The organism is Kitasatospora sp. NPDC004614 (assembly GCF_042873675.1).
Classification (GTDB): Bacteria; Actinomycetota; Actinomycetes; order Streptomycetales; family Streptomycetaceae; genus Kitasatospora.
Genome location: NZ_JBIALR010000006.1, coordinates 79,065 through 102,846, shown reverse-complemented (window position 1 = coordinate 102,846; position 23,782 = coordinate 79,065). Strand labels below are relative to the sequence as shown.

19 protein-coding genes and 1 pseudogene are annotated in these 23,782 nt (G+C 72.1%); 11 read left to right on the top strand and 9 right to left on the bottom strand.

Annotated features, from left to right (window positions below; genetic code table 11):
* Window positions 1–67: 67 nt before the first annotated feature.
* From ACFYST_RS15880 to ACFYST_RS15870, 3 genes and pseudogenes are all read left to right on the top strand, one after another.
* Window positions 68–1,331, top strand: a pseudogene (locus ACFYST_RS15880) (DUF692 domain-containing protein).
* A gap of 59 nt (window positions 1,332–1,390) precedes the next feature.
* Window positions 1,391–2,491 carry a TIGR04222 domain-containing membrane protein gene (locus ACFYST_RS15875; RefSeq protein ID WP_387862727.1) on the top strand — a complete coding sequence of 367 codons (1,101 nt, stop codon included), beginning with the start codon at window positions 1,391–1,393 and terminating at the stop codon, window positions 2,489–2,491.
* Window positions 2,492–2,566: 75 nt separating this feature from the next.
* On the top strand, window positions 2,567–3,331 hold the full coding sequence (locus tag ACFYST_RS15870; protein ID WP_387646487.1) for a TIGR04222 domain-containing membrane protein: 765 nt from the start codon (window positions 2,567–2,569) through the stop codon (window positions 3,329–3,331).
* Window positions 3,332–3,383: 52 nt separating this feature from the next.
* On the opposite strand, the gene hemQ is transcribed toward ACFYST_RS15870, so the two are convergent.
* Complete coding sequence (gene hemQ, locus ACFYST_RS15865; protein ID WP_387646489.1) at window positions 3,384–4,094, bottom strand: hydrogen peroxide-dependent heme synthase; 711 nt, start codon at window positions 4,092–4,094, stop codon at window positions 3,384–3,386.
* A 29-nt stretch (window positions 4,095–4,123) separates the two neighbouring features.
* Window positions 4,124–5,578: a protoporphyrinogen oxidase gene (gene hemG, locus ACFYST_RS15860; protein ID WP_387862724.1), complete on the bottom strand. Its 1,455-nt coding sequence runs from the start codon at window positions 5,576–5,578 to the stop codon at window positions 4,124–4,126.
* A 100-nt stretch (window positions 5,579–5,678) separates the two neighbouring features.
* Here hemG and ACFYST_RS15855 point away from each other — a divergent pair, with 100 nt between their 5' ends.
* Window positions 5,679–6,638 (top strand): DUF4349 domain-containing protein, encoded by a 960-nt coding sequence (locus ACFYST_RS15855; RefSeq protein ID WP_387862722.1) that lies wholly within the window; start codon window positions 5,679–5,681, stop codon window positions 6,636–6,638.
* Window positions 6,639–6,850: 212 nt separating this feature from the next.
* Here the strand turns inward: ACFYST_RS15855 and hemE are convergent, their stop codons facing one another.
* Complete coding sequence (gene hemE, locus ACFYST_RS15850) at window positions 6,851–7,939, bottom strand: uroporphyrinogen decarboxylase (RefSeq protein WP_387862720.1); 1,089 nt, start codon at window positions 7,937–7,939, stop codon at window positions 6,851–6,853.
* A 166-nt stretch (window positions 7,940–8,105) separates the two neighbouring features.
* On the opposite strand from hemE, the gene ACFYST_RS15845 reads away from it, so the two are divergent.
* The 7 genes from ACFYST_RS15845 to ACFYST_RS15815 all read left to right on the top strand — a co-directional run bounded on the left by ACFYST_RS15845 (window position 8,106) and on the right by ACFYST_RS15815 (window position 16,281).
* On the top strand, window positions 8,106–8,759 hold the full coding sequence (locus tag ACFYST_RS15845) for a DUF3000 domain-containing protein (protein WP_387646497.1): 654 nt from the start codon (window positions 8,106–8,108) through the stop codon (window positions 8,757–8,759).
* 396 nt (window positions 8,760–9,155) lie between these two features.
* On the top strand, window positions 9,156–9,887 hold the full coding sequence (locus ACFYST_RS15840) for a LuxR C-terminal-related transcriptional regulator (protein WP_387646499.1): 732 nt from the start codon (window positions 9,156–9,158) through the stop codon (window positions 9,885–9,887).
* Between the two features lie 202 nt (window positions 9,888–10,089).
* Window positions 10,090–11,325, top strand: coding sequence for an HRDC domain-containing protein (locus tag ACFYST_RS15835; RefSeq protein ID WP_387862718.1), 1,236 nt, complete (start codon window positions 10,090–10,092; stop codon window positions 11,323–11,325).
* A 256-nt stretch (window positions 11,326–11,581) separates the two neighbouring features.
* Window positions 11,582–12,799, top strand: coding sequence for a thiolase family protein (locus tag ACFYST_RS15830; RefSeq protein WP_387646502.1), 1,218 nt, complete (start codon window positions 11,582–11,584; stop codon window positions 12,797–12,799).
* A gap of 2 nt (window positions 12,800–12,801) precedes the next feature.
* Window positions 12,802–14,928, top strand: coding sequence for a 3-hydroxyacyl-CoA dehydrogenase NAD-binding domain-containing protein (locus tag ACFYST_RS15825; RefSeq protein WP_387862716.1), 2,127 nt, complete (start codon window positions 12,802–12,804; stop codon window positions 14,926–14,928).
* 110 nt (window positions 14,929–15,038) lie between these two features.
* Window positions 15,039–15,404, top strand: coding sequence for a hypothetical protein (locus ACFYST_RS15820; protein ID WP_387862713.1), 366 nt, complete (start codon window positions 15,039–15,041; stop codon window positions 15,402–15,404).
* Between the two features lie 289 nt (window positions 15,405–15,693).
* A complete protein-coding gene (locus ACFYST_RS15815; RefSeq protein WP_387862710.1) occupies window positions 15,694–16,281 on the top strand; it encodes an alpha/beta fold hydrolase in 588 nt (195 codons plus the stop codon).
* Here ACFYST_RS15815 and ACFYST_RS15810 read toward each other — a convergent pair.
* The 6 genes from ACFYST_RS15810 to ACFYST_RS15785 form a co-directional block, all read right to left on the bottom strand.
* Window positions 16,268–16,717: a hypothetical protein gene (locus tag ACFYST_RS15810; protein ID WP_387646510.1), complete on the bottom strand. Its 450-nt coding sequence runs from the start codon at window positions 16,715–16,717 to the stop codon at window positions 16,268–16,270. The two genes, ACFYST_RS15815 and ACFYST_RS15810, sit on opposite strands and share 14 nt — an antisense overlap.
* A 6-nt stretch (window positions 16,718–16,723) precedes the next feature.
* Window positions 16,724–18,241, bottom strand: a complete 1,518-nt coding sequence (locus ACFYST_RS15805; RefSeq protein ID WP_387862707.1) for an ArnT family glycosyltransferase — start codon at window positions 18,239–18,241, stop codon at window positions 16,724–16,726.
* A gap of 135 nt (window positions 18,242–18,376) precedes the next feature.
* Window positions 18,377–20,278, bottom strand: a complete 1,902-nt coding sequence (gene dxs, locus ACFYST_RS15800) for a 1-deoxy-D-xylulose-5-phosphate synthase (protein WP_387646516.1) — start codon at window positions 20,276–20,278, stop codon at window positions 18,377–18,379.
* Window positions 20,279–20,484: 206 nt separating this feature from the next.
* Window positions 20,485–21,741, bottom strand: coding sequence for a sugar ABC transporter permease (locus tag ACFYST_RS15795; protein WP_387646518.1), 1,257 nt, complete (start codon window positions 21,739–21,741; stop codon window positions 20,485–20,487).
* Entirely contained in the window at window positions 21,738–22,526 is a 789-nt protein-coding gene (locus ACFYST_RS15790) for an ATP-binding cassette domain-containing protein (RefSeq protein ID WP_387862704.1), read from the bottom strand. The genes ACFYST_RS15795 and ACFYST_RS15790 overlap by 4 nt, the downstream gene beginning before the upstream one ends.
* Window positions 22,527–22,666: 140 nt before the next feature.
* Window positions 22,667–23,761 carry a sugar ABC transporter substrate-binding protein gene (locus ACFYST_RS15785; RefSeq protein ID WP_387646521.1) on the bottom strand — a complete coding sequence of 365 codons (1,095 nt, stop codon included), beginning with the start codon at window positions 23,759–23,761 and terminating at the stop codon, window positions 22,667–22,669.
* Window positions 23,762–23,782 lie beyond the last annotated feature (21 nt).

Genomic DNA, 23,782 nt, shown 5'->3' with positions numbered 1-23,782 from the left:
TCGGCATGGGGGAGGCGGGGCCGTCGAAAGGCCCGGCGGGAAGGGGTGTTTTGTGTCCTCGCACGGAATTCCGCAGCTGGGTACGGGGCTCGGCTGGCGCCCCGAGATCGACACCGCCGTGGAGCGGCTGCCCGGCCTGGACTGGGTGGAGGTGGTCGCCGAGAACGTCTGCGCCGACCATCTGCCGCCTTCGTTGACCGCGCTGCGCGAACGGGGCGTCACCGTCGTTCCGCACGGCGTCTCGTTGGGGCTCGGTGACGCCACCGAACCCGACCCGGCACGGCTGGCCCGGCTGACCTCGGTCGCCGAGGCGCTCGGTGCGCCGCTGGTCAGCGAGCACTTGGCGTTCGTCCGGGCGGGCGGCCTGGAGGCCGGGCACCTGCTGCCGGTGCCGCGCACCCGGGAGGCGCTGCGGGTGGTGGCCGCCAATGTGCGGATCGCCCAGCGCGAACTGCCGGTGCCGCTGGCGCTGGAGAACATCGCCGCCCATCTGGCCTGGCCGGGCGACGAGTTGACGGAGGCCCAGTTCCTCGCCGAACTCGTCGAACGCACCGGCGTGCACCTGCTGGTGGACGTCGCCAACCTGCACACCAACCGGGTCAACCTGGGCATCGACCCGGCCGCCGAACTCGACCGGCTGCCGCTGGACGCGCTCGCCTACGTGCACGTCGCCGGCGGGGTGGAACGCGACGGCGTCTGGCACGACACCCACACCCACCCCGTCACCGCCCCCGTGCTGGACGTGCTCGCCGCGCTGTGCGAACGCACCGACCCGCCCGGGGTACTGCTGGAACGCGACGGCGCCTACCCGCCGCCCGCCGAACTGTCCGCCGAACTCGACGCCATCCGCCGGGTCCACCGCACGGCCCGCGACCACCGGGAGGAGCCCGACCGTGTCCGAACTGGACGAATATCTGATCCGTGACCGCGCCGACGCCGAACTCGCCCTGGCCCGAAACCAATTGGCCGCCCGCCAGGAACAGTTGCTGGCCGCCCTGGTGGCCGGCGGACCCGCCCCGGCCGGATTCGACCCCGCGCAACTGCGCACCCAGGCAGAGGGCCTGATCGCCAAGCGCCGGGAGACCGTCGGCCACCTGATGCCCGAACTTCCCGAACTGCTCGGCGCGGACTTCGCGCCGCTGTTCCGCCGCTACGCCGCCGACCACCCGCTCACCGGCGGCTACCGGGCAGACGCCCGCACCTTCGCCGGCTGGGCCCTGGACGCCGCACCCACCGCACCCTGGCACCCGGCGCTGCACCACCTGCTCCACCCGGCCACCCGCCGCTGGGCCCGCCTGCTGCCGCGCCGCGCCGTGAAAGCGCACCGGTAACCACCGCAGCACCACGCTGCCGCCGCACCGATCCATCGCACGAAAGGACACACGGGGGAATGTGGAACAGCCTGTTCTTCGTGGCCCTGGCCCTGGTCGCCGTGACCATGGTCGCCGCCACTGTCTTCAACCACCGCTGCCGCCGGGTCACCGAACCGCAGGGCCTGCCCGGACGCGGCATGCCGCTGCTGGACGCCGCCTTCCTGGCCGGCGGCCCGGCCCGGGCGGTGGACACCGCGCTGGTCCGGATGGAACGTGAGGGCCGCGCGGTGATCTCCCGCGCCCACCGGGTGACGGTCACCGACGTCGCGCCGCGCGACGCCGTCGAGCAGGTGCTGATCACCGCCGTCGGCGGCCGCACCGGACGGGACCTGTCGGTGCTGCGCGCGTCCGTGCTGGGCAGCCCGGACGTGCAGCGGATCGGCGACGCGCTGGCCGCCCGCGGCCTGATGCGCCACCCGGCCAAGCTCAAGGCGGCCTGGCGCGCCCGCAGGATGGAGGTGTTCGCGCTGTGGACGGCCCTGGGGCTCGGGACGATCTCCACCTTCCACTGGCTGCACGCGCCGGAGCGGGACACCAGCACTCCCCCGTTCTTCGCGTTCGGGGCACTGGTCCTGGTCGCCGCCGTGCGCCTGATGGTCGGACGGCCGCCGAAGATGCGGATCACGCCCGCCGGGGAACGCCAGCTGGAGCTGGTGCGGGGCAGCAGCCCGTGGCAGCCGCGCGAGGTCGACCGGCAGTACGCGGCCGTGGTCGGCGCGTTCGCGCTGGACGGGTCCGCCACGCTGACCGACCCCGCCGACCAGCCGCTGCGCGAGGCGCTCGACGGCACCACGGCCGGACCGGTCCGGCCGGTCCGGATGGCGAAGTCGAAGCGTTCGACACCCGCGTTCAGCACCTCGGACACCACGGCGGCGGCCACCACCGGGGCGTGGTGCGGGAGCACCGCCGTCTCCTGCGGGTCGTCCGGCTCCTCGGGGCACTCCGGGCACTCCGGGCACTCGGGCGGGCACTCCGGCGGGTCCTCGCACTCCTGCGGGTCGTCGCACTCCGGCGGGTCCTCGCACTCCTGCGGCGGGTCCTCGCACTCCTGCGGGTCGTCCAGTTCGTGCGGTTCGTCCAGCTCCTGCGGGTCGTCCAGTTCGTGCGGCTCGAGCTGAGGCCGTGTCACAGTTCGGTATCGCGGCAGGTGGATCCATTCCACTTGCCGCGTACGCAGGACTAGAACAAACATCATGTGGGTGTTGCTGCTGATCCCGACCTGTGCCGCCGCGGTGCTGTCCTGTCTGCACCTGGTCCGGGTCGCCGCGATCGCCGACGCCCTCGCCGAGCATCTGCCGGCCGCCGACCGGGCCGCCGGGATCGGCCTGTACGAGACCGCGTACCTGGCGGGCGGACCGGGCCGGGTGGTGGAGCTGGCGCTGGTCCGGATGGCCGGGCTGGGCCGGCTGCACCTCGCGCACACGGGGTGGACGACGGTGGTCGATCCGCAGGGCCGGGGCCGGCTGGAGCGGGCGCTGATCAGCGCGATCGGGCCCGAAGGCCAGTGCCGCACCGCCCAGTTGAAGGCGGCGCTGGCCGCCCACCCCACCGTCCGGGACATCGGCGACCGGCTGGCACTGGCCGGGCTGGCGACACCGGCGGTGATCCGGGACCGGGCCCGGCGAGCGGTCCGGCAGGTGCGCTGGGCGCTGCTCGCGGCGGTCGCGATGCTGCTGCTCACGATCGTCCTGACCGCCGACGGCCAGGCGGCCCGGACGGCCCTCGCCTGGTACGCCCTGCCCCTGGTCCTGACGGGCGGCACCCTGCTGATGGCCCGCGTCGACGTCCACGCCTACACCGCCTGGGCGGCCCCCGCCGGCCAGCGCCTGCTCCGCACCCTCCGCTGGCCCCACATCTGCCGCACCGGCACCACCGACGACCTGCTCACCGCCGTCGCCATCCGCGGCCCCGAAGCCGTCCAGGACCCGCGCCTGCGGGCCGCGTTGGGCCACCGCTAGCAAAAAACGCCGCCACCGCGCAGGAGCACGGCGGCGGCGTTCGGTCTGCGGGTCAGAACAGTCCGGCGACCAGGTCGCCGACCGACTTGCGGCGGCCGGTGAAGAACGGCACCTCCTCGCGCACGTGCAGGCGCGCGCGGGACGGGCGCAGGTCGCGCATCAGGTCGACGATGCGGTGCAGTTCGTCGGCCTCGAAGGCCAGCAGCCACTCGTAGTCGCCGAGCGCGAACGAGGCGACGGTGTTGGCGCGCACGTCCGGGTAGCCGCGGGCCATCTGGCCGTGCTCGGACAGCATCGCCCGGCGCTCCTCGTCGGGGAGCAGGTACCACTCGTAGGAGCGGACGAACGGGTAGACGCACACGTACTCGCGGGGGCGCTCGTCGGCGAGGAACGCGGGGATGTGCGACTTGTTGAACTCGGCGGGGCGGTGCAGCGCCATGTTCGACCAGACCGGCTCCAGGTGGCGGCCCAGCTCGGTGCGGCGGAAGCGGTTGTACGCCTCCTGCAGGTCGTCCGAGTTCTCGGCGTGCCACCAGATCATCAGGTCGGCGTCGGCGCGGAGGCCGGACACGTCGTAGGTGCCGCGGATGGTGACGTCCTTGGCGGCGAGCTGCTCGAAGAGGGCGTCCACCTCGGCCACCAGGGCGGAGCGGTCCTCGGGGAGGCCGTCCTTGAGCTTGAACACCGACCACATGGTGTAGCGGATCACCTGGTTGAGGTCGCGGGCCTTCTTCTTCACGGGCTGCTCAGTGCTTTCGGTCATGAGCCCATTGTCCCTTCTGTGCGGGTGGTTCAGCTGACGGGGTGGACGGCTTCGGCGGCCTTGCGGGCGCTCGCGACGACGGCGGGGATGCCCACGCCGTCGTAGGCGGCGCCGCACACGGTGATCGCGCCGAGCGCGTCCAGCTGGGTGCGGATCCGGGCGACCCGGTCGAGGTGTCCGACCGGGTACTGCGGGAGGCCGTCGGTCCAGCGGGTGACGGCGTGGTCGTAGGGGGTGGCGGTCAGGCCGACGGCCTCGTGCAGGTCGGCCAGCGAGCGGTCGACGATTTCGGCGTCGTCCAGCTGGAGCGCGGCGTCCTCGCGGTGCCGGCCGAGCGAGGTGCGCAGCAGGAAGGTGTCGGGCGCGGAGCGCTCCAGCCAGCCCCACTTGTTGCTGGAGAAGGTGGACGCCTTGATGTTGCGGCGGTCCACCGGCGGCACCAGGAAGCCGCTGCCGGTGAGCGGGCTGTCGGCCAGGTCCGCGCGCCGGAAGGCCAGCGTGACCAGCGCCATCGAGGCGTACTCGATCTCCCGCAGCTCGGCCGCGGCACCGGGCGCGTCGACGGCGAGCAGCGCGGCGGCGTGCGGGGCGGGGACGGCCAGCACCACGGCGTCGGCGTGCAGTTGCTGTCCGCCGGTGGTGACCTGCCAGCCGTCGGGGGTGCGGCGCAGCGCCTCGACGGGGTGGCCGGTGAGCAGTTCGGCGCCGTGCGCGCGGTCGTGGGCGGCGATGGCGTCGGGGAAGGTCCCGAGGCCGCCGCGCAGGCCCTGGAAGACCGGGCCGGTGGCGGTGGAGCGGCCGGTGAGCTCGCGGACGGCCTCGGTCAGCGAGCCTTCGCGCTGGGCGAGCGCCAGCAGTTGCGGGACGGCGGCGCGGATCGAGATCTCGTCGGCGTGCCCGGCGTACACGCCGCCGAGCAGCGGTTCGACCAGGCGGTCGACGACCTCGCGGCCGAGCCGGGCGGCGATGTAGCCGCCGATCGCGGCGTCGTCGCCGATCTCGGCGGGCTGCTCGTTCGCGGCCCGCTCCAGCCCCTCGGGGGTGAGCACGCCGGAGGCCTTGAGGGCGTCCAGGTCGCCGGGCACGCCCATCAACTGGCCGCCGGGCATCGGACGCAGGCCCTCGCGGGTCCAGATCGACGCCTTGGCGGTGGTGGGCGGCTCCAGCTGCTCGCCGAGACCGACCTGCCGGGCCAGTTCGACGGCTTCGGGGCGGCGGGCCAGCATCGACTCCGCGCCGAGGTCGACCCGGACGCCGCCGACCTCCCCGCCGAGCAGTTTGCCGCCGAAGCGGTCGGATGCCTCCAGCACGGTGACCCGCACCGGCCGGTCACTGAGGAAGGCGGCCGCGGCCAGGCCCGCGACGCCGCCACCGATCACCACGACGTGAGGTTTCGCCATGCCTCGAAGTCTTCCAGCCCTTATCCCGAATCCCGAACCGGCCCACTGGGCGCCGAGACCGCGGTGACGCCGAGGCGTGATCATTCCGGTACCGCCGGCCCGGGTCCGGTCCGCGGGCCCGCGCGTCACAGTGCTGACGGGGCGGGCGAGCGGCCCGCCCGCGACCCGGGGAGGGGACACGGGCATGGGAGTACGGGTGCACAGAGCGGGGGCCGTCGGCGTACTGGCGGCGGTGCTGCTGCTGGCCGGATGCAGCGCGAACGAGGGCAGTTCGGCGTCCAAGGCGGCGGACCAGGCGGCCGCACCGGCGGCACCGGCCGGTGACGGCAAGGCGGCGGTGGCCGCTGCCGGGGCGGGCGGAACGGCGGCCCCGTCCGCCGGGGCGAGCGGTCAGCCGACGAACCGTCAGATCGCCTACCAGGCCAGGATGACCGTCCGGGTGGACGCCCTGGAACCGGCCCGGGACAAGGCCGTGGACCTGGTCGGGCAGGCCGGCGGCTACGTGGCGGCCGAGAGCCGGCGCGGCGCGGGCGACGGCGCCGAGGCCACCCTGACGCTGAAGGTGCCGTCGGAGTCCTACCAGAAGACCGTCGACGCGCTCGGTGGGCTGGGCCAGCGACTCGCCATGACCAGCCAGTCCGACGACCTGACCGGGCAGATCGCCGACGTGGACAGCCGGATCAAGTCGATGCGGGCCAGCGTGGACCGGGTCCGGGCACTGATGGCGGAGGCCAGGACACTCTCCGAAGTGGTGTCACTGGAAAGCGAGTTGACCCGCCGCGAGTCCGACCTGGAAGCGCTGGAACGCCAGCAGCAGCAGCTCACCTCCCGGACGTCGCTGTCCACCGTGACGCTCGACCTGCTGACGGACGCCCAGCGGCCCACCGGCGCCGTGCCCAAGCACAAGGACGGCTTCTGGGCCTCGGTCGGCAAGGCCCTCACCGGCGGCTGGCACGCCCTGCTCGCCGTCCTGCACGGCCTCCTGGTGGTCCTGGCCGCCGGCGCCCCGTTCCTCCTGGTCGTGGCCCCCGCCGCCTGGCTCCTCCGCCGCCACTACCGCACCCGCCCCCGCCCGACGACCCCTTCCTGGAAGAACCCGCCCGCACCCCCGCAGCACCCGCCGACGACCGAACCGGAGGACTGACCCTCATCGCACCACCGCCGCCCTCGGGCCCGCACGGCCCGCAGCACGACGCCCGGACCCCCGCCGCAGCAGGCCCTCCGCGCCAGGAGCGAGCCGTAGCTCGATCCGGTCGACCTGCGCGCCGGGGGCCGGCTGAGGGACGCCCGCCGAGGACACCCACCGCCGGATCCTGGCGGTCCTGGCGTTCCTCGGCGGCGACAGGCCGTAGGGCCTCAGCGGGCGCTGGCCTCGTGGACGAAGGCGACCAGGCGGGTCAGCGCGTCCGGGTCCATGGTCGGCATGACGCCGTGGCCGAGGTTGAAGATGTGGTGGCTGCCGCCGAGCGCCTGGGCGGCGTGCAGCACCTCGCGGGCCTTGGTCTCCACCACGTGCGTGGGGGCGTACAGCACGGCCGGGTCGAGGTTGCCCTGCAGGCCCTTGCCGGGGCCGACCCGGTTGGCGGCCTCGTCCAGCGGGACCCGCCAGTCGACGCCGACGATGTCCGCGCCGGCCTGGCCCATCAGGCCGAGCAGCTCGCCGGTGTTGACGCCGAAGTGGATCCGCGGCACCCCGTACGGCGCGACCGCGTCGAACACCTTGGCGCTGGCGGGCATCACCGAACGGCGGTACTCGTCGGGCGCGAGTGCGCCCGCCCAGGAGTCGAACAGCTGGATCGCCGAGGCACCCGCCTCGATCTGGATCTTCAGGAACGCCGAGGTGATCTGCGCGAGCCGGTCGACGAGCTCCGCCCACAGCTCGGGCTCGCCGTACATCATCGCCTTGGTGTTCTCGTACGACTTCGACGGGCCACCCTCGATCAGGTAGCTGGCCAGCGTGAACGGCGCGCCGGCGAAGCCGATCAGGGGGGTGGCGCCGAGCTCGGCGACCAGCAGGCCGACCGCCTCGGTGATGTACGGCATGTCGTCCGGCTCCAGCGGACGCAGCCGCTGCAGGTCGGCCTTGGTGCGGATCGGGTCGGCGATCACCGGGCCGACGCCGCCCTTGATCTCCACGTCGATGCCGACCGCCTTGAGCGGGACGACGATGTCGGAGAAGAAGATCGCGGCGTCCACCTTGTGCCGGCGCACCGGCTGCATGGTGATTTCCTTGACCAGGTCGGGCCGCATGCAGGAGTCGAGCATCGAAATGCCCTCGCGGACCTTCAGGTACTCGGGCAGCGAGCGGCCGGCCTGCCGCATGAACCACACGGGGGTGTACGGCACCGGCTCGTTGCGGGCGGCGCGCAGGAAGACGGAGTCGTACGCGGCGCCGCGGGGCCGCTGACCGGACTGGGCTGCGGGGGTCTCACTCACGTCCCACATCCTCGCACGCGGGCGCTCCCGTCCCGGCCGCCCACCAGGCAAAACGGACACCTCGGACACCCGTGGCGCGCACAGCGGTCCCGGCCTGGCCGATTTCCGGAATTTCGGCACGCCGGAGGTACGAAAGTGCTCGGATTGCGGGCCCGCGCCACCTAGGCTTCCGCACATGGCAGCGGTCGGCGGGCAATCCGCACAGGGTGGAGGAACGGGCAGGGAGTCGGTGCCGATCGAGTTCCGCGAGGCGGTCGAGGCGCTGACCGGGGCGCGGCTGCGTCCCGAGGTGCAGCTGTCCCCTCGGCCCGCCCCCCGCCGGCTGGCCCCGCACGCCTTCGCGCTGTCCGCCTCGGTCGAGGTGGACGGCGAGGAACTGGCCGACGGCACCCTGGTCCTGCTGCACGACCCGGCCTCTCCGGAGGCCTGGAACGGCGAGTTCCGGGTGGTCACCATGACCCGGGCCGAGCTGGAGCCGGAGATGGCCGGCGACCCGCTGCTGTCCGAGGTCGGCTGGAGCTGGCTGATGGACGCCCTCCAGGCGCACGGCGCCCGGTTCGCCGAGCCGGGCGGCACCGTGACCAGATGCCACTCGCAGTACTTCGGGGCGCTGGCCGAACGCGGCGCCTCCACCGAGATCGAGCTGCGCGCGTCCTGGACGCCTGCCGACCGCCGCTTCGACCGTCACCTGGCCGCCTGGGCCGAGCTGCTGTGCGTGTGCGCCGGGCTGCCGCCCGCCCCGTCCACCCCGCCGCCGGCCGCCGACTCCGGCGCCCTCGGCGGCGTGGTGCCGATGCCGGCCCGCCGCCGGCCGCGCAACCCGCACTGACCGCCGCCCGCCCGCTCCGGCCCGGCGCCACCGTCACGCCCGCGCTCGTACAGCTGTCCGCACCCCCCGTGCCGTAGACACCCCGGGGGGACCGTCAGCCGTCCCGGTGCGCGACCACCCGCAGGGCTGACGGAGTGTGACTTCGTGGACGCTCCCGGTCGGTTACCCGACCGTTCGTGATCACCGCGCTGTCGAAATCGATCGGATCTGTGCGATTTCCGGGCAGGTCGTACCGGTCGCCTGCGCGATTTGTCCGTATTGTTACTCACCAGATCGTGATCACTTGCTAAAGCCGGTCACGGTTGTTGCCGAAGGTGTCAGTGACCCTTTCCAGACGCGGAACGCTCCGACCGCCCCCTCGGGGTTCCGTCCGCCACTCCCCGCAGGAGGCCCCAGGTGTCGGTCCTTCTTGAGCACCCAGCAAACGTGGTCGCCTACCGTCCGACGAAGCCCACCGCCATGGTGGTCATCGCTGATCCCCGGGTCCGGAACACGGTGACCCGGCATCTATGGGCGCTCGGCGTCCGTGACGTCATCGAGGTCTCCTCGATCGCCGAGGCCCGACCCCGCATCTCCAACCCGCGAGACATCTGCATCGCCGATGTCCACCTCCCCGACGGCTCCGGCCTGACCGTCCTGGCCGAGACCCGCGCCGCGGGCTGGCCGAACGGCCTGGCACTGTCCGCCGCCGACGACATCGGCGCGGTCCGCTCGGCCCTGGCCGGCGGCGTCAAGGGATACGTGGTCACCGGTACCCGCACCGGCATGCCTATGCCGGGCCGTCCCGGACTGCCGATCGGTGCCGGCCTGGCCGGCCGGATGCGGCGCCCCGGGATCCCCGGCCACCACCACCCCGGCATGCACGGCGCTCCGGGCCAGTCCGGCGCCGCCCCCGGCGCTCCCGGTGCGCCCGGCGCGCAGCCCTCCGCCTATCGGGAGCTGTCCGGCCGCGAGGTCGAGGTGCTTCGGCTGGTCGCCGAAGGCCAGTCGAACAAGGCGATCGGCGTCGCGATGGGCCTGTCCGCGCTCACCGTGAAGAGCCACCTGGCCCGCATCGCCCGCAAGCTCGGAACCGGCGACCGGGCCGGGATGGTCGCCGTGGCGCTGCGCACCGGAATCATCCACTGATCCGCATCGTCCCTGGTGGCGGCCCGGAGGAACGTTTCCTCCGGGCCGTTCCCGCGCCCCCTCCCGACGGCCCGTCACCCCTCCCCCACCGCCCCGCTCCGACCTCCGGAACGACCCGCCCACCCCGGACGGCCCGGGTCCGAACATGGTCCGACCAGTCGGACAACACTCCCGGCGGCGGCACACGACGTACCCTTGGGGGGTGACCGACGCCGTAGCCTCCATCCCAGAAGAGATCGCCCCGGTTCCGCTCCTCGAACCCAGGGACGGACTCCCACCGGTGGTGTCGGACCCAGCGGCACTCGCCGCCGTCATCGCGGCCTTCCGCGCCGGCACCGGCCCCGTCGCCGTCGACGCCGAACGCGCCTCCGGCTACCGCTACGGCCAGCGCGCCTACCTGATCCAATTGCGCCGCAACGGCGCGGGCACCGCGCTGATCGACCCGATCGCCTGCCCCGACCTGTCCGTGCTGGACGAGGCCATCCACGACACCGAGTGGGTCGTGCACGCCGCCACCCAGGACCTCCCGTGCCTGTTCGACGTCGGCATGCACCCCGGCGTGCTGTTCGACACCGAACTCGCCGGCCGGCTCGCCGGCTTCCCCCGGGTCGGCCTCGGCCCGATGACCGAGAACATTCTCGGCCTCTCGCTCGCCAAGGAACACTCCGCGGTCGACTGGTCCACCCGCCCGCTGCCCGAGCCCTGGCTGCGCTACGCCGCGCTCGACGTCGAGGTGCTGGTCGACCTGCGCGACGCGCTGGAGACCGAACTCGACCGGCAGGGCAAGCTCGACTGGGCCCACCAGGAGTTCGCCGCCCTCGCCGCCGCCCCCCGCCCCGCACCCCGGGTCGACCCCTGGCGGCGCACCTCCCAGCTGCACAAGGTCCGCCGTCGCCGCCAGCTCGCCGTGGTCCGCGAGCTCTGGCTGACCCGCGACCGGATCGCCCGCGAACGCGACGTCTCCCCCGGCCGGGTGCTGGCCGACACCGCGATCGTCAACGCGGCCCTCGCGATGCCGCTGAACGCGCCCGCGCTGATCGCCGTCCAGGGCTTCGGCCCCCGGGTCAACCGGCGCCAGCTCGAGCAGTGGCTGGGCGCGATCGAACGCGCCCGGGAGATCCCGGAGAACGCGCTGCCCTCCGCGACCGCCCCGCACGACGGGCCGCCGCCGCCGCGCGCCTGGGCCGAGAAGGACCCGGTCGCCGCGGCCCGCCTCACCGGCGCGAGGGCGGCTGTCGCCGCGCTCGCCGAGCAGCACCACCTGCCCGCGGAGAACCTGATCACCCCCGACCTGGTCCGCCGCGTCTCCTGGGAGCCGCCGGCCCGACCCGACGCGACGTCGATCGCCGACGCGCTGCACGCCCTGGGGGCCCGCGCCTGGCAGACGGAGCTGGTCTCGCCGGCGCTCGCGGAGGCGTTCAGGACGGCGGAGGGCTGAGCGATCAGGGGCGCGGGAACTGCGCGACAAGCGCAGGCCACGTCCGTAGGGTCGCGAGCGCGTGCAAGTCACTGCCCTGCGTCGCGACCTTGCGGTCGGATGCCTTCCGCTTCGCGCAGTTCCCCGCGCCCCTGGTTGCGCATCCCACTTCTTCGGCTCCTTGCCCACCGTTGTTACTCGTGGGTAGATTGGTCGCGTAGCAGCGCTGATGTTTGGCGCGCTCGCCCAGCCATGTCCCCTTGGGAGGAGAGCCCCGGTGCCTCGTACCGCGAGGGACGTCGTCTTCGTCGACGGCGTCCGCACCCCGTTCGGCAAGGCCGGCCCGAAGGGCATGTACCACGAGACGCGGGCGGACGACCTGGTCGTCAAGTGCATCCGCGAGCTCGTGCGTCGCAACCCGAACCTGCCGGTCGAGCGGATCGACGAGGTCGCCGTCGCGGCGACCACCCAGATCGGTGACCAGGGTCTGACCATCGGCCGTACCGCCGCGCTGCTCTCGGGTCTGCCGAAGTCCGTTCCGGGCTACGCCATCGACCGGATGTGCGCGGGTGCGATGACGGCCGTCACCACCACCGCGGGCGGCATCGCGTTCGGCGCGTACGACGTGGTCGTGGCCGGCGGCGTGGAGCACATGGGCCGGCACCCGATGGGCGAGGGCGTGGACCCGAACCCGCGGTTCGTCTCGGAGAAGCTGGTCGACGAGTCCGCCCTGTTCATGGGTATGACGGCGGAGAACCTGCACGACCGCTTCCCGCACCTCACCAAGGAGCGCTGCGACGCGTTCGCGGTGCGCTCGCAGGAGAAGGCCGCGAAGGCGTACGCCAACGGCGACATCCAGCCGGACCTGGTGCCGATCGCGATCCGCAACACCAACCCCGAGATCGGCGAGACCGGTTGGGGCCTGGCGACCACGGACGAGCCGATGCGCCCGGGCACCACCATGGAGTCGCTGGCCGGCCTGAAGACCCCGTTCCGTCCGCACGGCAACATCACCGCGGGCAACGCGGCGGGCCTGAACGACGGTGCGACCGCCTCGCTGCTGGCCGCCGAGGACGTGGCCCGCGAGCTGGGCCTGCCGATCAAGATGCGCATGGTGAGCTTCGCGTTCGCGGGCGTCGAGCCCGAGGTGATGGGCATCGGTCCCGTCCCGGCGACCGAGAAGGCGCTGGCCAAGGCCGGTCTGACCATCGACGACATCGGCGCGTTCGAGGTCAACGAGGCGTTCGCCGTCCAGGTGCTGGCGTTCCTGGACCACTACGGCATCGCGGACGACGACGAGCGGGTCAACCCGTACGGCGGCGCGATCGCGTTCGGCCACCCGCTGGCCTCCTCCGGTGTGCGTCTGATGACCCAGCTGGCCCGCCGCTTCGAGCAGCGCCCGGACGTCCGCTACGGCCTGACCACCATGTGCATCGGCTTCGGCATGGGCGGAACCGTCATCTGGGAGAACCCGCACTTCGAGGGTGGTAAGTGACCATGAGCACCACTGAGATGCTTCAGCGCGCCGCCGAACTGTTCCCCGGCGAGGTCGTCACCACCGCGCACGTGCGCCACCTGGACCTGCCGCTGCAGGCCGGCAAGCTGGCGCTGATCACCCTGGACAACGGCTTCGACCACACCAAGCCGACCACCTTCGGCCCGGGCTCGCTGGCGAAGCTGTCCGAGGCGCTGGACCAGGTCGAGGCCGAGGCCGCCGAGGGCAAGGTGGTCGCCGTCGCGATCACCGGCAAGCCGTTCATCTTCGCGGTCGGCGCCGACCTCAAGGGCGTCGAGGTGCTCAAGGAGCACACGGACGCGCTGGCCATCGGCAAGGGCGGCCACGACGTCTTCAAGCGGATCGCCGCGCTGCCCGTCCCGTCCTTCGCGTTCTACAACGGCGCGGCGATGGGCGGCGGCGTCGAGGTCGGCCTGCACTGCTCCTACCGCACTGTCAGCGCGGGCGTCCCGGCGTTCTCGCTGCCCGAGGTCTTCCTCGGCCTGGTGCCCGGCTGGGGCGGCTGCACCCTGCTGCCGAACCTGATCGGCCCGGCCAAGGCCGTCAAGGTCATCGTCGAGAACTCGATGGCCCAGAACAAGCAGCTCAAGGGCACGGACGTGTTCGAGCTGGGGATCGCGGACGCGATCTTCGAGCCGGCCGACTTCCTGGAGCAGTCGCTGCTGTGGACCGCGAAGGTCCTCAAGGGCGACGTGGTCGTCGAGCGCGAGGAGTTCGACCGCGGCAAGGCCTGGGACGACGCCGTGCTGTGGGGCCGCTGGGTCGCCGACGCCAAGGTGCACGGGGCCGCTCCGGCCGCGTACAAGGCGCTCGACATCATCCAGCAGGTCAAGGACGGCGACCTGCAGGCCGGCTTCGACGCCGAGGACGCCGCGCTGGCCGACCTCATCATGAGCGGTGAGCTGCGCGCCGGCCTGTACGCCTTCAACCTGGTGCAGCGCCGCGCGAAGAAGCCGTTCGGCGCGCCGGACAAGTCGCTGGCCCGCCCGGTCACCAAGGTCGGCGTGGTCGGCGCCGGTCTGATGGCCTCCCAGCTGGCGCTGCTGTTCGCGCGCCGCCTGGAGGTGCCGGTGGTGCTCACCGACATCGACCAGGAGCGCATCGACAAGGGCGTGGGCTACGTCCACGGCGAGATCGACAAGCTGCTGGCGAAGGGCCGCATCGGCGGCGACAAGGCCAACAAGCTCAAGGGCCTGGTCTCCGGCCACCTCGACAAGGCCGTCGCGTTCGGCGACGCGGACTTCGTCATCGAGGCCGTGTTCGAGGAGATGGGCGTCAAGCAGAAGGTGTTCGCGGAGCTGGAGGCGGTGGTCTCGCCGACCACCATCCTGGCCACCAACACCTCCTCGCTGTCGGTCACCGAGATGGCCTCCAAGCTCCAGCACCCCGAGCGCGTGGTCGGCTTCCACTTCTTCAACCCGGTCGCGATCCTCCCGCTGCTGGAGATCGTCCGGGCCGAGAAGACCGACGACGCCTCGCTGGCCACCGCGTTCGGTGTCGCCAAGAAGCTGAAGAAGACCGCGGTGCTCACCAAGGACGCCCCGGCGTTCGTGGTCAACCGCATCCTGACCCGCTTCATGGGCGAGATCCAGAACATCATCGACGAGGGCACCTCGTTCGAGACCGTCGAGGCCGCGGTCAAGCCGCTCGGCCTGCCGATGTCGCCGATCGCCCTGCTCGAACTGGTCGGCCCGGCCATCGCCCTGCACGTCTCCGAGACGCTGCACGGCGCGTTCCCGGAGCGGTTCACCGTCTCCGAGAACCTCGGCAAGGTCGTCAAGGCCGGCAAGCGCGGCTTCTACATCTGGCAGGACGGCGCCCAGGTCCTCGACCCCGAGGTCCTCGCCCTCCTCACCTTCGGCGACTCCGTCCTGACGGAGGACCAGGTCCGCGCCCGCGCCCTGGACGCCGTCGCCCAGGAGATCGGCCTGATGCTCGACGAGGGCGTCGTCGGCGAGGCGCAGGACATCGACCTGTGCATGATCACCGGCGCCGGCTGGCCCTTCCACCTCGGCGGCATCACCCCGTACCTCGACCGCGAGGGCGTCTCCGAGCGCGTCAACGGCAAGAAGTTCCTGGCCCCCGGCCTGGCTTCGATCCCCGCCTGACGCGAAGCGTTCCGTCCACGGGCGGGCAGCACTCCCCCACGGGGGAACGGCTGCCCGCCCGTTGGCGTACCGGGGACTACGCTGGACCGGGCCGATCCAGGGAGGACCTCATGACCGCGCAGCCCGACCACTCGGTTCACCCCGACGACGAGCTGATCCCGCGTCCCCAGAAGACCCCCGACACCCTCCGGGCGGCCCTGGCAGCGGTCGCCCCGCACCGGCTCCCGGAGATGGCGGAGCAACAGGACGAGGCCTTCGCCCTCGCAGTCCGAGACGGCTCCATCGACCCCCTCCGGGTCTTCCTGAACACCTGGGCCGCCCACATCGAGGTCGCCCGCCACCTCGACACCGCCGCCCGCATGCGCGCAGCCGAACACGCCGTGCAGACCCTGGACCGCGACGATCCCCGATGGAGCGAAGCCATCCGCGTATGCCTGGAGATCTTCAACCGGGCCCACGCGGCGGTGAACGGATGACCTGGTCCTGGGAGTACCACCCGAACGAGCAGTAGTTTGCCGCCGAAGCACCACCGGCCCTCCTGGCCAAGGTCGAGCAACGCGCCGACGAGCTGGTCCGCGCCGCTGAGGCCCGCTATCTCGACGGCACGGGCTACCAGGGCCCCGGAGAGGCCATGAAAACTGCTGCCGTCACCAACGGCTTCTTTGCCTATTTCGTCGCTCCCCGTCAGCAGCGGGTCTACGTCTGCCAGGTCACCGGTCTGTAGCCCAGTATGCTGCCGAGCTTCTGCGTGGAGGGGGTTGGCCGGTGCTGGTGCTGGTGCATGGCGGGTTGTGGGACGAGGAGATGGACGGGGAGCGGTTCTGGGGGCGGACCGGGGTGGTGGCGGGGCTGGCCGGGATGGGGCTGGAGGTGGTGGCGCCGGATCGGGTGATGCGGGTGGGGAGTTGGGGGGCTGAGGCGGAGCATCTGGTGGCGGGGTTGCCGGACGGGCCGGTGGTGGTGGTCGGTGGGTCCAACGGGTGCTCGGTGGCGGTGCGGATGGCGCTCGCGGTGCCGGAGCGGGTGCGGGGGCTGGTGCTGGCGTGGCCGGCGACGGCGGGGGATGTACGGGTGGACCAGAGGCTGCCTGAGGAGGCGACGCCGCTGCTGGCGGGCGGGGTGCTGCGCGGGGTCGCGGACGAGGAGTTGGCGGGGCTCCGGATGCCGGTGGGTGTGCTGCCGTCGGTGCCGGAGGGCCTGGTACACCAGCGGCGGACGGCGGACGGGCTGCTGGGGCTGATCCCGGGGGCGGTGGAGTTGCCGGGGTGTCCGGAGCCGCCGCATCCGGCGTTCCGGCCGGAGGGGCTGGTGGCGGCGGTGGCGGGCTTCGCGGCGCGGGTCAGGCGTCCTTGAGCCAGGCCTCGGTGCGGCGGTGGCGGCCGAGGCCGACGGCGTCGAACTCGTCGTGGTGGCCGTCCGCGTGGGCGCCGAGGTGGCGGAGGGCGAGGGAGATCGGGCCGGCGTTCGGTTCGATGAGAGGGCCGAGGGTGAGGGCGCCGCGGGTCCAGACGGCGACGGACTGGTCGCCGGTGCCGCCGAAGATGTCGGCCTCGATGTAGGCGATCTGTCCGGCGTCGGACCAGGCGGCCAGGGTGTGCTGGAGGCCGCCGGGGAACTCGTAGAACCCGGTGAACGGGCGGGTGCCGTCGTCCAGGGCCGCGCGCACGGCGTCCGGCAGCGGAAGCATGGCGAGGCCCTGGGCGAGCGGGACGACGCGGGTGCCGGGGAGGTCGGCGACGCGGCGCAGCAGGGGTTCGGCCGCGACGACCGCCGAGAGGACGTAGGCCACCGGCTGCTACTTCTTCTTGAGGCGGTAGATGACGGTGTCCCCGGTGACGCCGACGACCTCGTAGTGGGTGTTGAGCAGGGTGGCGATGCGGGGCACCATGTCGGGCTGGTAGGGGGAGGTGCCGGAGTCGTCGACGACGACCTCGGGGAAGCCGTTGGTGGAGATCTCGTCGTCGAAGGTCTGCCAGGCCTCGGCGACGGAGTACTGTTCGCCGACCTTGTCGGCGCCCTTGCCGCCGCTGAAGTTGGTGAGGAAGCCGGCGGTGAGGTAGCGGGTGGCGGGGCGTCGGTCGGCGAGCCAATAGAGCTCGGGGTGCATGCCCCAGATCAGGACGGTGTCCTTGGGGGTGGTCTGGGCGGCGACGGCGGTGGCGACCTCGGTGGACTGGGTGAGGCGCTGGCCGGGCCAGAGGACGGCGAGGCCGCAGAAGAAGCTGCTGGCGAGGGCGGAGTAGATCAGGACCGGCCGCCACGAGATCGCGGAGGTGGCGACGGCGCCGACGCCGAGCAGGACCAGTGGGGGCATCAGCTGGAGGTAGTAGTGGCCGAAGAAGTGGAAGCCGACGGAGACGGCGATCACCGAGGAGGCGAGCCACATCCACAGGTCGACGGTGGAGCCGTGTTCGGGTCCGCGGGCGGGGACGGGTCGTCGGCGGTGGCGTAGCCACAGGCGGTGCGCGAAGGGCAGCAGGAAGGCCAGTCCGGCGCCCATCAGGATGGCCGAGTTGCCGAGCGCGCGGCCGATCATCTGCGGCCAGTTGGAGCCGAGTCCGGCGTAGTCGCCGGAGCCGGTGACGACCCAGAACAGGAAGCCCTTGGGTTTGGTGAGGATGACGGCGACCAGCGCTATCGGCAACGCGAACCCGAAGCCGATCTTGGCGAGTGCGGGAGGCCAGCGGACGCCGCGGCGGCGGGTGTCCTGGAGGAGCATCCACAGCACGGGGAGCATGACGGCGCCGCCGGTCTGCTTGGTGAGCGAGCAGAGCGCGACCGCGATGCCGGCGGCCAGCCAGCGGCGGCGTTCGGCGTAGCGGAAGGCGGCCACCATGGCGGGCAGCATGAAGACTTCGAAGGTCGCGGCCTGGGTGTCCTCGGGCGAGAGTCCGATGGAGACCAGCAGGTAGAGGATGCCGGCGCAGCGCCCGGCCTTGTCGCCCCAGCGGCCGCGGGCCAGCGAGGTGAGCAGGATGGCGGTGGTCAGGTGGGCGACGATCGCGAGGGTGCGCAGCGGCCAGAGCGAGGCGGAGCCGAAGAGCGCGAAGCAGGCTTCGTACAGCCAGGGCAGCAGCGGGGGTTTGCGGTCGACGACGGTGTCGTAGAGCACGCCGCCGTCGGCGAGCATCCGGGCCTGGGTGGCGAGGTAGCCCTCGTCGGGGCTCCACACGGGGCGCAGGAAGGACGGCAGGTGGGTCAGGGTGGCCAGCACGGCGAGCAGCGGGACCAGTCTGGTCCAGTACCCGGTGCGGAGGCGCTCTGGGAGGCGCTCGGCAAGGGCACGTGGGCTGCTCGTGAGGGTGAGGGACACGGGTGACAACCTACCGGGCGTGGACGGGCGTAGTCAGTGGCAGTCAGCGAATGGGTGTGACTGTCCGACAATAAGCGCACCGCCACGGGGCCGAAATGCGGTCCCGTGACGGTGCGCTGGAGGGATTTCCGGTGGTCAGCTCCGGGCGAAGGAGCGGGTGGTGACCAGTGCTTCGATCTTCTTGGCGATGGCGGGGGCGGTGAGCCCGATCTCCTCGAGGATCTCGCCGCGCGAGGCGTGGTCGAGGAACTCCTGCGGGATGCCGAAGTCGCGCAGCGGCACGTCCACGTCCGCGTCGCGCAGCGCCTGGGCGATCGCGGAGCCGACGCCGCCGGCCCGGCCGTTGTCCTCGACGGTGACCACCAGGCGGTGCTGGGCGGCCAGGCCCGGCAGCGCGGCGTCCACCGGCTTGACCCAGCGCGGGTCGACCACGGTGCTGGTGATGCCCTGCTCGGCGAGCAGCTCGGCGGCCTCCAGGCAGGTCGGGGCCATTGCGCCGATCGAGACGATCAGCACGTCGGCGACCTCGTCCGCGGTGCCGTCCTCGGGGCGGCGCAGCACGTCCATGCCGCCGACGGTGCCGACGGCGGGGACGGCGGGGCCGACGTTGCCCTTGGAGTAGCGGACCACGGTGGGGGCGTCGGCTACCTCGACGGCCTCGCGCAGCTGGAGCCGGACCTGCTCGGCGTCGCGCGGGGCGGCGAGCCGCAGGCCGGGGACGACCTGCAGGATCGACATGTCCCACATGCCGTTGTGCGAGGCGCCGTCGGTGCCGGTGACGCCGGCCCGGTCGAGCACGAAGGTGACGCCGAGCTTGTGCAGGGCGACGTCCATCAGGACCTGGTCGAAGGCGCGGTTCAGGAACGTCGCGTAGACGGCGACCACCGGGTGCAGGCCGTTGGTGGCCAGGCCGGCGGCGCAGACGGCGGCGTGCTGCTCGGCGATGCCGACGTCGAAGATCCGGTCCGGGTAGGCCTTGGCGAACGGGGCCAGGCCGACGGGGTGCAGCATCGCGGCGGTGATGGCGACCAGGTCGCGGCGCTCGCGGCCGAGCGCGACCATCTCCTCGCCGAACACCGACGTCCAGTCCTTGCCGGAGGTCTTGACCGGCAGGCCGGTGTCGGGGTGGATCACGCCGACCGCGTGGAAGCGGTCCTCGTCGTTGTTCTCGGCGGCGTGGTAGCCGCGGCCCTTCTCGGTGATGCAGTGCACGATGACCGGGCCGCCGAAGTTGCGGGCCTTGGTGAACGCGGACTCCAGCGCCTGCAGGTCGTGGCCGTCGATCGGGCCGAGGTACTTCAGGCCGAGGTCCTCGAACATGCCCTGCGGGGCGATGAAGTCCTTCAGGCCCTTCTTGGCGCCGTGCAGGGTGTCGAACATCGCCTGGCCGACCACGGGGGTGCGCTGCAGCGCGTCCTTGCCCCAGGACAGGAAACGCTCGTAGCCCTGGGTGGTGCGCAGGGTGGCGAGGTGGTTGGCGAGGCCGCCGATGGTCGGCGAGTAGGACCGCTCGTTGTCGTTGACGACGATGACGACCGGCAGGTCCTGGCTGTCGGCGATGTTGTTCAGCGCCTCCCAGGCCATGCCGCCGGTGAGCGCGCCGTCGCCGATCACGGCGACCACGGGGCGGTCCTTGTGGCCCTGGATCTTGTTGGCCTTGGCGAGACCGTCGGCGTAGCCAAGGACGGTGGAGGCGTGCGAGTTCTCGATCACGTCGTGCTCGGACTCGGCGCGCGAGGGGTAGCCGGACAGGCCGCCCTTCATCTTCAGCCGGGAGAAGTCCTGGCGGCCGGTCAGCAGCTTGTGGACGTAGCTCTGGTGGCCGGTGTCGAACAGGATCCGGTCGCGCGGCGAGTCGAAGACCCGGTGCATCGCGAGGGTCAGCTCGACCACGCCGAGGTTCGGTCCGAGGTGACCGCCGGTCTTGGAGACCTCCTCCACCAGGAAGGCGCGGATCTCCTCGGCGAGTGCCGACATCTGCGCGGGGGTGAGTCGATCGAGATCGCGCGGTCCCCGAATACGGGTCAGCAGGGCCACCCGTTCCTCCTCGTCCAAGTTCTCGCGCCCGCATGGGCCCGGAGGGCGTACGCCCCGCTTGAGTCTAATTGCCATTACCCGTGCGTAGTGCGGCGGGCAACCCCGACCCCCTGTTCGGATGGCCGGGGCCGAAAAGCACCGAACCGCGCGACCGGCCCCGGTATAACGGGGAGGTGTGCCGGTCGCGCGGTTGCGGGTGGTGCGGGTCAGCCGCGTCCGTTGGACTTCTGGGTGCGGCGGGAGACCGAGTCCAGGACCACCGCGGCGAGCAGCACCGCGCCGGTGATCATGTACTGGATGGCCTGCTGGGCGTGGACCATGTCCAGGCCGGTGGTGATCGACTGGATGACCAGGATGCCGAGCAGCGCCGACCAGGTCTTGCCGCGGCCGCCGAACAGGCTGGTGCCGCCGATGACGGCCGCCGCGATGCAGTTCATCAGCACGTTGGCGCCACCGAGGCCCTTGTCCGCCGAACCCTGCTGGGAGGCGATGAACAGACCGCCGAAGCCGGCCAGGCCGGCCGAGATCATGTACACCGAGGTGCGCACCCAGGCGACGTTGATGCCGGCCCGGCGGGCCGCCTCGATGCCGCCGCCGACCGCGAAGATCTGCCGGCCGTAGGTGGTGCGGCGGAGCACGAAGTCGGCGATCGCGACGACGCCGACGAACAGCACCAGCGGCAGCGGGAGGCCGCGGTCCTGGTTGAACATGTAGGCGACCAGCAGCACGACCACGGCGAGCACGCCGGTGCGCAGCGCGATCTCGGCGATCGGCCGGGCCGGCAGGCCGGCGGCCGTGCGGCGGCGGGCCTCCAGCAGCTGGCCGGCGCCGAACAGCGCGATGGCGAGGATCGCGGCCAGCCAGGCCCAGATGATGTCGCCGTCGCCGAGGAAGTAGGTGTCCAGGTTGGCGATGACGCCGTCGTTGAGGTTGTTGACGGTGCCGAGGTTGCCGATGACCAGGTACTGCAGGCCGCTCCAGACGAGCATGCCGGCCAGCGTGACCAGCAGCGCGGGCACGCCGATCTTCGAGAAGAAGAAGCCGTGCAGGGCGCCCATGGCGACCGCGGCGACGATGCCGAGCAGCACCGCCAGCCACTCGTTGACGCCCTGGCGGACGGCGAGCACCGAGGAGATCGCGGCGGCGGCGCCGGCCACCGAGCCGAGCGACAGGTCGATCTCGCCGAGCAGCAGCACGAAGACCACGCCGGTGGCGATCAGGCCGGGGCCGGCGATCCACTTGGTGATGTTGGTGAGGTTGTCGGCGTTGAGGAAGGAGCCGGTCTTCCACTGGAAGATGGCGGCGATGATGATCAGGCCGACCACGACCGGCAGCGAGCCGAGCTCGCCGCCGCGGATCTTGCGGCCGAACTCCTCGACGTAACCGGCCAGGCCCTCCTTGCGGACCAGCAGGCGCGGGTCGACGGCGGGCGGGGTGGGCGTGGTGGGGGTTTCGGTGCTCACTTGGCGTCCTCCGCGATACGGGCCTGACGACGGGTCACCGCGTTGTCGGTGGCGCCGGTGATGGCGGAGATGATCTCCTCGTGCGAGGTGGTGGCCACCTCGAAGCTGCCGTTGTTGCGGCCCAGGCGGAGCACCGCGACGGTGTCCGCGACGGCCTTGACGTCGGCCATGTTGTGGCTGATCAGGATCACGCCGAGGCCGCGCTCGCGCAGCCGCTCGACCAGGTCGAGGACCTGGGCGGTCTGCTCGACGCCGAGGGCCGCGGTGGGCTCGTCCAGGATGACGATCTTCGGGTCGCCGACCAGGGCGCGGGCGATCGCGACCACCTGGCGCTGGCCGCCGGACAGGCCGGCGATCGGGATCCGGACGCTGGGGATGCGGATCGACAGGGTGTCGAGGAGTTCCCGGGCGCGCTTCTCCATGGCGACCTCGTCCAGGGTGCCGAAGCGCTTGAGCTCGCGGCCGAGGAACAGGTTGCCGACCACGTCGAGGTTGTCGCACAGGGCGAGGTCCTGGTAGACGGTGGCGATGCCGAGCGTCTGGGCGTCGTGCGGGCGGCCGATGGTGACCGGCTTGCCCTCCCACTCGATGACGCCCTCGTCGATCGGGTGGACGCCCGCGATGGTCTTGACCAGGGTGGACTTTCCTGCGCCGTTGTCGCCGACCAGGGCGACGACCTCGCCCGCGTGGACCTCCAGCTGCACGTCGGTGAGTGCCTGGACGGCACCGAAGCGCTTGGAGACCCCGCGCAACGCCAGTACGGGTGCGCCTGTCACGTGAACCATCTCCTTGAGTTCCGTGTCGGACCTGACGTTTCCGACACGGGCGACCCGCGCGCCGGTCCGGGCGCGCGGGGTGGGACTGCTCCAACAAAAAGGGCCGGCGGGAGCTTCCGGGTGGTCAGGAAGCCCCCGCCGGGCGGGAATTACTGCAGGCCGGCCGCGGTGCAGGCGGCGGCGAAGTCGGCGGTGCAGATGTCCGCGACCTTGTACAGGTTGTCGGCGATCACGGTGTCCTTGATGTTCGCCTTGGTGACGACCTTGGGCTCCAGCAGGGTGGCCGGGATGCCCTTGTCGGTGTCGCTGTCGACGGTCGCGGTGGCGACGCCCTTGATGTCCTTGCCCTGGAGCAGGTTGACCGCGAGCTCGGCGGCACCCTCGGCCAGCGGCTTGTAGGCCTTGTAGATGGTGTAGGCCTGGTCGCCGGAGACCAGACGCTGGACGGCGTCGAGGCCCGCGTCCTGGCCGCCGACCGGGACGTTGATGCCCTGGGCCTTCAGCTGGGTGATGATCGCGCCGGCCATGCCGTCGTTGGCCGAGTAGACGGCCTGGAAGCCGTCCTTGCCGAGCGAGGAGATGGCGGCGCCGATCTTCTGGCCCGCGACGGTGGGCTTCCACTCGCCGCTCTGCTCGTAGACGACCTTCTTGACCTTGCCGTCCAGCACCTTGTGCGCGCCGGACTTGAACTTGCCGGCGTTCGGGTCGGCGTCGTCACCGTTGATCATCACGATGTTGGCGTCGGCGGCCTTGGCACCGAGGGCGTCGACCAGGGCCTGGCCCTGCAGCTCGCCGACCTTCTCGTTGTCGAAGGAGACGTACGCGGAGACCGGGCCGGTGGCCAGGCGGTCGTACGCGATGACCTTGACGCCCTTGTCGGCGGCCTCCTTCACCCAGGACTGGGTCGACTTGGCGTCGAACGCGTCCAGGATGATCACCTTGACGCCCTGGGCGATCAGGGTGTCGAACTGCTGCTTCTGCTTCGAGGCGGAACCCTCGGCGTTGCTGTACTCGACCTTGCAGTCGGAGCAGAGCGCGTGGACCTTCGCCTCGATGAACGGCTTGTCGAACGACTCGTAACGGGTCGAGGAGGCGTTCTCCGGCAGCAGCAGGCCGATCGACTTGTTGTTGCCCGAGGCCGCGCTGTCCTTCTTGTCACTGCCGGCCTTGCCACACGCGGCCATGGTGAGGGCCATCGAGACAGCGGCGGTGCCGACGACAACGCGACGCATCATTGCGTTCATGGTGGGGGGTGCCTCCCTGAC